Annotated in this window: 11 protein-coding genes and 2 pseudogenes; 7 read left to right on the top strand and 6 right to left on the bottom strand. The window is 60.3% G+C overall.

What is annotated here, in order from left to right; translation table 11 throughout:
• The 3 genes and pseudogenes from EN925_RS08285 to EN925_RS08295 form a co-directional block, all read left to right on the top strand.
• Positions 1-526, top strand: a pseudogene (locus EN925_RS08285) (DSD1 family PLP-dependent enzyme); the annotation flags it as partial.
• A gap of 56 nt (positions 527-582) precedes the next feature.
• Positions 583-774 carry a hypothetical protein gene (locus EN925_RS08290; protein WP_206519153.1) on the top strand — a complete coding sequence of 64 codons (192 nt, stop codon included), beginning with the start codon at positions 583-585 and terminating at the stop codon, positions 772-774.
• Positions 771-2,225: an aldehyde dehydrogenase family protein gene (locus tag EN925_RS08295; RefSeq protein WP_127368279.1), complete on the top strand. Its 1,455-nt coding sequence runs from the start codon at positions 771-773 to the stop codon at positions 2,223-2,225. Before EN925_RS08290 ends, EN925_RS08295 begins: the two co-directional genes overlap by 4 nt.
• Positions 2,226-2,287: 62 nt before the next feature.
• Here the strand turns inward: EN925_RS08295 and EN925_RS08300 are convergent, their stop codons facing one another.
• From EN925_RS08300 to EN925_RS08315, 3 genes and pseudogenes are all read right to left on the bottom strand, one after another.
• Entirely contained in the window at positions 2,288-2,542 is a 255-nt protein-coding gene (locus tag EN925_RS08300) for a hypothetical protein (protein WP_127368280.1), read from the bottom strand.
• A 312-nt stretch (positions 2,543-2,854) separates the two neighbouring features.
• On the bottom strand, positions 2,855-3,673 hold the full coding sequence (locus EN925_RS08310; protein WP_164768867.1) for an ankyrin repeat domain-containing protein: 819 nt from the start codon (positions 3,671-3,673) through the stop codon (positions 2,855-2,857).
• A 168-nt stretch (positions 3,674-3,841) separates the two neighbouring features.
• Positions 3,842-4,150: pseudogene (locus EN925_RS08315) on the bottom strand (transposase); the annotation flags it as partial.
• A gap of 151 nt (positions 4,151-4,301) precedes the next feature.
• Between EN925_RS08315 and EN925_RS08320 the strand changes: the two are divergent.
• A complete protein-coding gene (locus tag EN925_RS08320; RefSeq protein WP_127368289.1) occupies positions 4,302-5,162 on the top strand; it encodes an alpha/beta hydrolase in 861 nt (286 codons plus the stop codon).
• Positions 5,163-5,495: 333 nt separating this feature from the next.
• On the opposite strand, the gene EN925_RS39595 is transcribed toward EN925_RS08320, so the two are convergent.
• Complete coding sequence (locus tag EN925_RS39595; protein ID WP_164766092.1) at positions 5,496-5,657, bottom strand: hypothetical protein; 162 nt, start codon at positions 5,655-5,657, stop codon at positions 5,496-5,498.
• 67 nt (positions 5,658-5,724) lie between these two features.
• On the opposite strand from EN925_RS39595, the gene EN925_RS40605 reads away from it, so the two are divergent.
• The gene (locus EN925_RS40605) at positions 5,725-6,039 is read left to right on the top strand and encodes a DUF6074 family protein (protein ID WP_245469170.1); all 315 of its coding nucleotides are present in this window, start codon (positions 5,725-5,727) and stop codon (positions 6,037-6,039) included.
• A gap of 39 nt (positions 6,040-6,078) precedes the next feature.
• Here the strand turns inward: EN925_RS40605 and EN925_RS08330 are convergent, their stop codons facing one another.
• Both EN925_RS08330 and EN925_RS08340 read right to left on the bottom strand, forming a co-directional pair.
• A complete protein-coding gene (locus EN925_RS08330; protein WP_127368283.1) occupies positions 6,079-6,387 on the bottom strand; it encodes a hypothetical protein in 309 nt (102 codons plus the stop codon).
• 810 nt (positions 6,388-7,197) lie between these two features.
• Positions 7,198-7,797: a carbonic anhydrase gene (locus tag EN925_RS08340; RefSeq protein WP_127368284.1), complete on the bottom strand. Its 600-nt coding sequence runs from the start codon at positions 7,795-7,797 to the stop codon at positions 7,198-7,200.
• 795 nt (positions 7,798-8,592) lie between these two features.
• Here EN925_RS08340 and EN925_RS08350 point away from each other — a divergent pair.
• Positions 8,593-10,419: a PQQ-dependent dehydrogenase, methanol/ethanol family gene (locus tag EN925_RS08350; protein ID WP_245460898.1), complete on the top strand. Its 1,827-nt coding sequence runs from the start codon at positions 8,593-8,595 to the stop codon at positions 10,417-10,419.
• Between the two features lie 17 nt (positions 10,420-10,436).
• On the top strand, positions 10,437-10,976 hold the full coding sequence (locus tag EN925_RS08355; protein ID WP_127368285.1) for a c-type cytochrome: 540 nt from the start codon (positions 10,437-10,439) through the stop codon (positions 10,974-10,976).
• Position 10,977 lies beyond the last annotated feature (1 nt).

Consider the following 10,977-nt stretch of genomic DNA (forward strand, 5'->3'; position numbering starts at 1 on the left):
TGGCCATGCCTGTCCGACCGTCAGCGTCGGCTCGACGCCAACCGCGCATTTCGCTCAGAATCTCGAGGGTGTCACGGAGTTGCGCGCCGGGGTCTACATGTTCTTCGATCTCGTTCAGCACGGGGTTGGCGTCTGCGACCGCGATGATATCGCGATTTCCGTATTAGCAACGGTGATCGGCTCGAAGCCGGAAAAGGGATGGGTGCTGGTCGACGCCGGGTGGATGGCGCTTTCGCGCGATCGGGGCACCGCAAACCAGCAGATCGACCAGGGTTACGGCGTGGTCTGCGACGAAAAGGGGCGGGTGCTGGAAGATGTGATCGTGGTCCAGGCCAGTCAGGAACACGGTATCCTCGCCATTCGTGCCGGTTCTGGGAAATCCATGCCCGAACTGCCGCTCGGGTCCCGGGTCCGGATCCTGCCCAACCATGCGTGTGCGATGGCCGCGCAGCATGATTTCTACAGTATCGTTAACGGGGACAGCCCCAGGATTGAAGAGCGTTGGGTGCGGATGCGCGGCTGGTAGGCGCGTACACACGCCTCGGATTTCGCCCGCTCAAATCAGCATTGGTGGTCAAGAAAATGAAGTTTACCTCTTACGGGCTGGATCTGTCGACGCTGATAGGCAGCACCATGACTGATGTCATGGATGGGCGCCCCGACCTGAACCCCTGGAAGGATTTCAACTGGCAGGCGATCCCCGGCCTTTTCGGGCGCCTCTGGTTCCTGCCGGTTCTGGGTGGCTATGATCGCATGAAGGGCCTTGTCGCGTGATGACACCCCTCGAACATCTGTCGCGCAACGGCCACCTGGACAAGTTTTTCATCGACGGTCAATGGGTCGAGCCGAGCGGCGCCGCCAAGGGCGTCGTGGTGAACCCCTCCACCGAAGAGGTTGTGGCTCGGTTTCCGCTCGGAAACAGCTTGGACGTTGATGCGGCCGTTGCACCGGCCCGCCATGCATTCGCCGCCTGGAGCCGGACCACGCCGGAATATCGTGCCGGTCTGCTCGATCGCCTGCAGGTGATGCTCGAGGCGCGGGGCGAACTGATGGCTCAATGCCTTACCCTCGAAATGGGCGCGGCGATCGGCTATGCGCGCAGCGCTCAGGTACCGCTGGCGATCGCGCATGTTAAGGCTGCGCGTGATGTGCTGACAGCCTTTCCCTTCGTCAAGCAGCGGGGGCAAACCGCCATCACCCACGAACCGATTGGTGTCTGCGCACTGATTACGCCGTGGAACTGGCCGCTTTACCAGATCACCGCCAAGGTTTCGCCGGCGCTCGCGGCAGGCTGCACGGTCGTGTTGAAGCCAAGCGAGCTTTCTCCCCTGAACGCTCTGCTGTTCGCCGAGGCGATCGAGGAAGCCGGCTTCCCTGCCGGAGTGTTCAATCTGGTGCAAGGGGATGGCGCATGCGTGGGTGCTAGTCTGGCATCCCATCCGAATGTCGATATGATCTCCATTACCGGGTCCACCCGCGCGGGCATTGCCGTGGCCCAGGCGGCAGCGCCGACCATCAAGCGTGTCGCCCAGGAACTCGGTGGCAAGTCCCCGAACGTGATCCTGCCGGACGCCGATCTCGACCGCGCCGTTTCCCTGGGCATAGCCGCCGCCTTTCGCAATCTCGGCCAGTCATGCAGCGCTCCGACGCGCATGATCGTGCCACGCGAGCGGCTGTCCGAGATCGAGGCAATCGCCAAGAGGGTCGCGGGCCAGATCGTCGTCGGCGATCCTCTTTCGGAAGCCACCACTCACGGTGCGATCGCCAATCGTACCCAATTCGACCGAATACAAACCATGATCGACGTGGGCATTTCGGAAGGCGCCAGGCTCATCATCGGCGGACCGGGTCGTGCACACGATCTGAACGTCGGCCTCTATGTGAAGCCGACGATCTTTTCGGACGTGCGCACCCAGATGCGCATTGCCCAGGAAGAAGTTTTTGGGCCGGTCCTCTGCATTATCCCCTATGACACAATCGAAGAGGCCGTCACCATCGCCAACGACACGGTGTACGGCTTGGGGGGCCATGTGCAAGGCGAGGACTTGGAGGTCGTCAGGGACGTCGCGTCGCGCATTCGGTCCGGTCAGATTCATCTCAACTACCCGGCCTGGGATCCGCATGCCCCGTTTGGCGGTTTCAAGCAGTCCGGAAACGGACGAGAATATGGTCTTGAGGGCATGCTGGAATATCTCGAGGTGAAATCCGTCCTCGGCTACTTCTAGGTGGCATCTAGGCGTGGCGCTGAGGCTGCGGCGGAGGCCATGATGTGCCTTCGGAAAGGCCGCTACCTCAACCGACACTGCTCGGTCCCGATCAATATCGCTGAGCGAGCCGTCTCTTGAAAACCCGAAGCCAGTCGTGATCCCACCGCCAGCAGGAAATATCCAAGCGCCGCGGCAAACAGAGGCTCGTTAACCCGAACCGTCTGAGCGCGAACGAGGTTGGCTGCACCCATCAGGTCGAAGACCGTGATTGTCGACGCCAATGCGGTCCCCTTCAGGAGCAGGATGTTCTGGCCGCCGATCGCTGGCAGGGCCAACTGAAAGCCTGCGGGAGAAGGACGGAAATCATGATCCGGGTTTTGGACAGGCCAAGCGATCGGCCGGCCTCTTGCTGTCGTTCTGGAATGGTCTGGATCGCACCTCTCCATATCTCGCCACAGTAGGCCGCGGTGTTTGATAACTTGGACTAAAAGATCTGGTTACATAGCATCGCCAAGAATGTTCCGATCAGGGTCTAGCCGCCTCGGCGCTCACGGCGCGCGAGAAACGAAGCCGTGAGATAGTAATCTTGCCTCGGCGTGCTCGCTGCAGGTCAATTCGGCACCAAAGTTACCCACCAACAACAGCGCTCAAGGAAGCGGCAGCGGTGCATCACTCAAAGTCCGAAGGTAGGCAATGAGGTCCGCCCGCTTGTTCTCGTCCTTCAATCCCGGGAAAGACATCTCCGTGCCGGGCAACGCGAGCGCGGGATTCGAGATGAAGAGATTGAGTTCCTCAAAGCTCCAATTACCACCAGCGTCCTTCATAGCAGATGAATACTGGACATCCGCTTGTGAACCCTTCTGGCGCCCAACGATGCTCCACAGACTGACCTTTTTGGGTACCCTGACGCCCGGAGAAAGATGACAGGCCACGCAGGTGCTGTCGTATATTACTTTGCCCGATTGAGCGTTTGCTGAGGCAAGCCGTGGTGAAATCGGCGCGATGGCCGGTTTTGCGGCGCCATGACTGCGCAAATAGGCTGCGACGTCCTCGTGCCCTGCGACCTTGGCCAGATGTAGCGGGGGACTTCCATTCGATGTCAGCGCGTTAACATCTGCTCCGACTTCTATAAGATGGACGACGCATGGGAGGCAGCCATTTTCGGCAGCAACGTGAAGCGGCGTCTGCGCTTTCGTCACCCGATTTGGGTCGGCCCCGTTGTCTAGCAGCAGCTTGACGATGTCAGCATGGCCGCCCTTGTTGGCGGCGTAGAGCGGCGTTCGCTGCCAGCTGACAGGTAGGTTGACGTCTGCCCCATGCCTGATCAGTAGCGCTGCCAACTCGACATTCCCGGCTTCTGAGGCGATGTAAAGTGCCGTAACGCCGTCGATTTCGTTGACATCGAGGCCCTTGTCCAAGGCGGCAGTGACCGCTGGCAAGTCGCCATTCTTGACCAGATCACCCAAGCTGCTCGCTTGCGCGGGCAGGGTCAGAAGCCAAAGGGCGCACGAACCCCATAGCATCCATTTGCATCCCGGCTTAACCATTGCATCCTCCCTGAGGCTGCTCGTCTCGACCTTACAAATTGACCTGCAATCTAACCCAAAGCAGAGTGTTAGTACACGCTAATGTACCTAGGACGTAGACTCACTACCGCGTACCCATATGCGGACGGAGACGAGTTTGAGGGCAGCGAGGTGATTTTCTGCCAGCTTGTCATACCGAGTTGCAATGCGGCGAAACTGCTTGGCCTTGTTGAAGAAGCGTTCGACCAAGTTGCGGGCCTTGTAGAGGAAGGGGCTGAAGCACATCGGGTCCTTGCGGTTGGCCTTGGGCGGGATGTTGGCCCATGCCTTTTTCTCGGTGACGGCATTGCGCAAGGCGTTGGCATCATAGCCCTTGTCGGCGAGCAGCATGGCACCTTCGGGCAAATCCTTGATCAAGTCCGCCGCGGATTCCGCTCCAACTTGAAACCCGCCTGTCGACAAACGACCCTACTCGGACGTAGGGAACCTAAGCTGCAGATCTCGACAGCTGGCGTTGGAACTGGACTCCGCCAGCGTTCCGAAAATGGCGCGGACAGGGAAAGCAAGTATGTTCGGTGGATTCGAACTGGAACGGATCAAGCTTCCCGAGGCCACTCTCCGGTACCGGGTTGGTGGCAAAGGGGAGCCGCTACTACTTTTGCATGGTCATCCTCGCACACATGCAACTTGGCACCGAATAGCGCCAATACTCGCAGAGCAATACACCGTCGTCTGCCCCGACCTGCGTGGCTTCGGCCAATCCTCCAAGCCTGCCGATACACCGGATCACGCCGGGTCATCGAAGCGTGCAAAGGCAAGAGATTGCGTTGCACTCATGCGCCAGCTTGGCTTCGGCCGCTTCGGCCTCGTCGGGCACGACAGAGGATCCTATACAGCCTTTCGAACCGCAATGGACCACCCGGACTCGGTCAGTCGCCTCGCGATCTTGGACGGTATCCCAATCGCGGACGCGTTGGCACGGTGCGATGCCCGCTTCGCGTCTGCTTGGTGGCACTGGTTTTTCTTCGCGCAAGCGGAGAAGCCCGAGCGGGCGATTCTGGCTGATCCGGATGCCTGGTACGGTGGCAGTCCGGAAGCGATGGGAGTGGAGTCTTACGCTGACTTTCATGCTGCCATCCATGATCCGGAAACGGTTCATGGCATGATCGAGGACTACCGGGCGGGATTAGGCATTGACCGCCAGCATGACGAAGATGATCGGTCGGCAGGTCGGAAGCTCGCTTGCCCCCTGCTTGTGCTCTGGTCCGCCCGGGACGATCTGGAGGATCTGCACGGTGATATCCTTGGCATCTGGCGAGAATGGGCTTCCGACGTCAGAGGCCGTTGCATCGACTGCGGCCACCATATGGCCGAAGAAGCACCCGAAGAATTGGCCACCGAGCTAGCAGCATTCTTCCAAACATCTTAAGCTGCGTCAGCTTCCACCAACAGCTCTCTTCCGCGTCCCACCCGTCCCGGCCACTCCGCATTAATGAGTTCACGGCCTAGTATCGGCTTGGACGGTGGTGGTGATGCCGATATTTATGGCCAATGTCATTGCCTTTTCCCACCGCCGGCGGTGCGGGCGGTGGTGCCAGTCTCGGTGGTAGACCTGCCGCACTTCTGCCTGTTCAAAACGGGAACCGCGCCAATGGCGTGCCGGAACCGCCGAGCTAAGGGAACCGGAGAGCGAGAAGAACGCCTGCGGCAAACGCCTCATCGCCTTCTACGACAGCCTCTCCCACTAAAGCTGGCCATCCATTCATTCCCGTAACTCGCGATCCTCATCATTTTCAGCGATGGGCGGCCCAATGAGGCCGGCATCGCCACCACGGAAATCACTGACGAAGTGCCCAGCGTGTTCGACGTCATCGCCGAAGCCATGGATCACCGCGAGGCGGCACGCCTTGACACTGATCGGCACCGCTTTACTCGTTCCCGACGCGTTCCCATTTTGGTCTTCCGCAACGGCAGGCTGGTGATCTCATGTTATGTCGACTTACGTGGCGAAGGCAGCGGAGAACCGGCGCGGCTTCAACCTCGTCACGCGAGGACTGGAGAGATCAGTCCAAAGGCCTCGGCAACTTGCTGCGGCACGCCGATTTAGCAAGGTGCTTTCGGCAAAGCGGGGCGCCGCGGTGACGAACTGGAAGCAGATGGTTGCCACCTTGGGCACGCAGATGCAGCGCGCCGGCTTCGATCGAGACATCACCAACCGCGAACTTCGCGAGTTCCACAACGCCGTTCAGCGCGAGCTTTGGCTGCGATCTGGACAGGGTCAGCGGCCCGGAGGCAGCGCCGCGTGACCCGGCTCCGATCTGAGAGCCGGGTCCGGCGTAAGAAGATCAGTAGTCGTTGTTCTCGATGACGACGTGACGATGGCGGTGGTGCATCGGGCGGTCGTCCGAACGCTTGATGATGATGGTATCTGGACGATGATGTCTGCGCCAATGATGGCGATTCCCGTTGTCGTAAAACGCCTCGGTGCCATGACGGCGATGATGGAGGCGAGCTCCGTCCTCATTGATGACGACAGCGTCCGCACCATGGTGATGGCGGTGCTGGTTCGTGGTGAGAACCATCGCATCCGCCGAGGCAATGGAAGGCGCGGCCAAGCAAAGCGCCAGCGCGCCCAGAATCAGGGTGGTTTTCATGTTCAACTCTCCAAGGAAGTAAGATGCCCTTCGGTCAATAAACATCGTTTGCACATTTTGGTTCCTGTCTGGATTATTGGACGTTGAGAACTCGTTAGTCGAGGTTGGGTTTGAAGTGGTCGCCGCGCACCGAGGAGCGGACTTTGACGCCGTAATTCTGGACGTGAATCTCAACGGAGCCGAAACCTATCCCGTCGCCGAGGCGCTCACCGAAAGGTCGATACCCTTCGTCTTTTCGACTGGCTACGGCGCCGGGGGCATTCCTCAAGGTTTCCGGAACGTCCCCGTCCTCGGGAAGCCCTTTGAACGGGGCGACTTGGAAAGGGCACTCAGGGTTGCCCTGAATAGCTAGTCGATGGGGGCTGCGATCAATGGGCAGGGCGAAGCGGCGTCCCGGTTATCGGTGAACGAGTTCGGGACCAGTCTTCGAACCGGCGACAGTGGGCATATCTGGCACACCGCTGCCTGAGAGCGCTTATCACTCTCGTTCCGATGAGGCGTAGCGATGACCCCTCGGCACATGTGCCTTGTCGTGGCCCGTCCCTACCAGCGCGCTTCTTCATAGGCGATAAGAGCTCCAACGCTTCAAATTCGAGCCGCCGGAGATTCGCGGAGCCGATGCGGCCCTGACTTTCAGATATTCAGGCTATGCCGCGGTGCAGATCGACACGCGACAGGCTTCGGCATGGGCCAGCCAATTGGTTAGAATAGCTGACATTGACTTTTAGGAACGAGAGGCTGAGGAATTGGGGTTTCATCGGCTGATCGCCGCCACCGTAGCGGAGCAGGAGGCTGTGGTTCAGCGGGGGCTCAGCCTTCCAGCGCGGGCACGCTGCACTTGAGGTCCGAGATCAACCCGTCCGTCAGCCCATATACCCAGCCGTGTATCCGAACGCGCTTGCCGCGCTTCCAAGCCCACTGCACGATTGGTGTCCGCTCAAGACGCGCAACCTGGTTGCGCGTGCTCATTTCACAAACAAGCCTGAGGCGCGAGCTCAGATCGGGGAGGCGGTCGAGGTCGTCCTTGTTCTGCTCGGCCACATCCCGAATGGGCTGCAGCCAATGGTCGATGATTCCGTGCCTTTCTCCGTCGAGCGCAGCTCGAATGCCGCCACAACCATAGTGGCCACAGACGATGACATGTGACACCTCCAACACGTCTATCGCGTACTCGAGGACCGACAGCAGGTTCAGGTCGCTTGGGTGAACAAGGTTTGCAACATTGCGATGCACGAAGACTTCACCCGGCTCCAAGCCGGTGATCGTGTTGGCAGGTACCCTGCTGTCCGAACAACCGATCCACAGGTATTGCGGTCGCTGAAGATTGGAAAGCCGTTCGAAATAATGGGGATCGTCGCGGCGGCGTTCTTCGGACCAGGCCCGGTTTTTCTCAAACAGCTCATTCAGCATGACTTGACCTCCAACACAGCAGGGGCGTGGCCACGGCCGCGCTCGGACATTTAGGTCACTACAGCGGTCCTGACAGGATGGCCAATGTCTTGAGGTTGAGTGGAGCCTTTGTTGCCCCGTTGATCGACGCCGCATTGCGGCGCAGCGGCTTGCCAAGGAGGGTACCACTGGACCTTCGCGAGGCTTTCAAAGTTAGTTTGCCTCCAACCCGGAGCCTGATCATGGCCTCGCCTGGTAGTTCGAACAACGCCCCACCGTCTGAACCGCTCGCAGGGCGGTAGCCGGCCACACCGTCGCCCGCTACGGCCCTATGTCAAGGATAACCGATGAACGTCGCCATGTGCAGCTCGACAGTCTGATGATGGCGGTCGCTGCCATCCATAATGCACTGGTGCATCACGGCGTTCTTTCCATCGACGACGCCTTGTAGAAGGCCGAAGGCATTCCGTCGCCTGCGAGGAAAGGGTCTTAGAGAATATGCCGCCCGCCAACAGGGACGCGGTCTGTTTTTCGTAGCGGCTGCTCCAGCTCGCGAATGTTTCCTAGGACGAGAGCGGCGTGCCGCCATTTGCGGAATTAGCGCGACAGGTTGGCCTCACCAAAGAAGCTTGCAACGATTAGAGGTAACCCGAAGAGGCGAGTAGCCAGCTCGACGAAGCCGAGGCTCGTAGAGGTGTATTTTCTCTTCGGGCTGGGGTTTTTTCTCACCGATTGATGGCCGGCTAACAACTTTACGTGAACAACTGGAACCGTTTGGATCGGGCGGAGTTTGAGCGCTGATTCCTGGAGGATTCAATGCGGATTGCGCTTTCGTCGGTGGCTTTGGCTGCCATTACCGCATCTTCTTGGGCGCAGTCGACAGCGCCGTCTCCTCCGCAGAAATCGTATTCCGGCGCGACGGCCAACTTCGCCGGAGCAGCACAGCCCGGCGAATGGACCAGTCAGGCGCGCGACTATGCCAACACGCGGTTCAGCCCTCTTGACCAGATAAATGCCGCCAATGTCGGTAAACTGAAAGTCGCCTGGACCTTTTCCGACGGCACGCAATACGGCCATGAAGGCGCGCCGCTGGTCGTCGGCGACACCATGTATGTGGTGACGCCCTATCCCAACACCGCCTATGCGCTCGATCTCTCGAAGCCGGGCCCGTCGATCAAATGGAAGTTCGATCCCAACCCTTCGCCGCAGGCGATCGGTAAGGCGTGTTGCGACGCCGTTATCCGCGGATGGGCCTATGCCGACGGCAAGCTGATCTATAACATGCTCGACGACCATACCGTCGCCGTGGACGCCGCTACCGGCAAGCAGGCGTGGCGCACCGCGATGGACGACGTCAAGCATGGCGTGACCTTGACACAGTCTGCTTTCGTGGCGGACGGCAAGGTTTTCGTCGGCAATTCCGGCGGCGAAATGGGCGTCAACGGCTGGCTGGCGGCCCTGGATGTCGCCACCGGCAAGGAGTTGTGGCGCGCGCATGCCGTGGGATCGGACAAGGACGTCCGTATCGATAATACCTTCAAGCCTTATTACGACTGGATGAAAGGCAAGGACCTCGGAATCAATACCTGGCCGTCGGGCGCCTGGGATACGGGCGCCGGCGCGTCGTGGGGCTTCGTCTCCTATGACGAGAAAACAAAAACCCTCTATTACGGCACCAGCAATCCGGGGCCGCGCGTTCCGGTCCAGCGGCCCGGGGACAATTTATGGACCAGCGCCATGTTCGCGCGCGATCCGGAAACCGGCATGGCCAAATGGGCCTACCAGTTCACGCCGCACGATCAGTGGGACTATGACGGTGTCAACGAGGCCGTGCTGCTCGATATGCCGATCAACGGCAAGATGCGCCACACCTTGGTCCACTTCGATCGCAACACCTATGCGTACACGATCGACCGGAACACCGGCGAGGTGCTGTTGGCCAACAATTTCGCCTATCAGAACTGGTCGACCGGCTTCGACATGAAAACCGGGCGTCCTACCGTCGACCCCGCGCGCGAGCCCAAGCCTGGGGTGAAGATCGACCGGGTGTGTCCGCCCGACATCGGCCAGAAGGACTGGGAGCCACCGGCGTTCAACCCGAATACAGGCCTGCTCTACGTCGGTGTGTTCAACATCTGCATGGGACTTACCGATCACGAGGTCTCCTACATCGCCGGCACGCCCTATGACGGGATGGAGATGGAACGGTTTTCGGTCGATGGCCCCGACGGAAACTGGGGCGGCCTGATAGCCTGGGATCCCGCGCACGGCAAGAAGATCTGGGAAGTCCCGGAAAAGTTCATGGTGATGAGCGGCGTCATCGCGACCGCCAGCAACCTGATTTTCTACGGCACCACTGACGGCTGGTTCCGTGCCGTCGATGCCTGGACGGGCAAGGTCCTGTGGTCGCAAAAACTCGGTTCGGGCATCATCGGCCAGCCCATCACCTATATGGGTCCGGACCATCGGCAATACGTGGCCGTGGCCGCCGGGGTAGGGGGTGCGGCCATGGTGCAGAAGGATCGGCCCGGCTTCCTGCCGCGCGGCAATACGATCTACGTGTTTTCCGTCGATGGCGACACTATCCAGACGGCCGCCGATACCGCGCCGACCCCCGTCGGGGCTGTGGCGGCACAACAATAGGGCGCGGCGGATTCGACATGTCACCCGGACGTCTCCTTATTGCGCTCGTCGTGGTGGTCGCGGTCGTCGCCGGGGCGACCGGCTGGCTTCTCCAATCGGGCAAGCCGGCGGCAAACCGGATCGACGTTGCCTACCCGGAAGGCGTGGCCGCCGTCGTCCCCCTCGGTCTCACCGCCGGTAAGGCGCCGGCCGTCAACGTCAGCCTCGCCAATCCGCTGGCCGACGATCCAAGTTCGGTGGCGGAGGGCAAGAAGCTTTTCAGATCGATGAATTGCGCCGGTTGTCATGGCTATGGCGCCAAAGGCGGTATGGGTCCTGACCTGACCGACCCCGCCTGGCGCTACGGCGGTACTCCGATCGAAGTATACAAGAGCATATACGAAGGGCGGCCGCAGGGCATGCCGGCCTGGGGAAATGCCCTTCCGTCCAACTCCCTGTGGCAGTTGGTGACTTATATCCAGTCGCTGGGCGGGACGTTCAGCCCACCACCGGCGGGAAGCGAACAGCAGGCTGCGGTCGGTCAGGGAAGGGGGGCCCAGACGGGCAAGACCCCATGAG

Origin of the sequence: Mesorhizobium sp. M7A.F.Ca.US.006.04.2.1 (genome assembly GCF_004022915.1) — a bacterium.
GTDB classification, from domain to species: Bacteria; Pseudomonadota; Alphaproteobacteria; order Rhizobiales; family Rhizobiaceae; genus Mesorhizobium; species Mesorhizobium ciceri.